Source organism: Vibrio sp. 1249-1 (assembly GCF_033340495.1).
The window spans coordinates 1-504 of sequence record NZ_JAWOWJ010001236.1; the positions used below are offsets into that span (position 1 = coordinate 1).

The following is a 504-nucleotide window of genomic DNA, read 5'->3' on the forward strand; positions in this document are numbered from 1 at the left end:
TAGCGCTCGCCTTCATTAAGCCAATCCGCTAAGAACTGTAAAAATTCAGGCATTGGGATATCGTCGGTTTCATACCATGCGCGCTCTGTCGCAAAGGGATACCAATAATTCCAAGCACCAATCAAAAGCAGAATCGAAAAGGTTAGGCAGCAGGCCGCTGCGACTAGCGCAAGGAGTTTACGGCGCCCTTCAGGTACGATATTGATGATGACATCCACGCCAATGTGAAAGTGTTTTTTCACACCGTACGAAGCGCCAACTAAAACCATCCACGCGAACATGAATACGGTGAGCTCTAACGCCCAGAGAATATTATCGTTAAAGACATAGCGAAAAATGACATTAGCAAACGTCAGCAATGTCATCGCACCTAAGAAGAAAGCAATCAAGGTTTCTCCAATGGCATCGGTGATTCGTCCAGCCTTGGCAAAAAAAGTAGGTTCCAGAATTACATCACGTCATCAGTAAAGGGAAAAAGCCCTCATCCTCAGCTCGGCTTAGAGA

Annotated in this window: 1 protein-coding gene; it reads right to left on the reverse strand. The window is 46.0% G+C overall.

From position 1 onward, the window contains the following. A partial coding sequence (locus R7Z50_RS31455; protein WP_318150270.1) for a TRAP transporter small permease occupies positions 1 to 446 on the reverse strand: 446 nt, incomplete at its 3' end. Between the last annotated feature and the right edge of the window lie 58 nt (positions 447 to 504).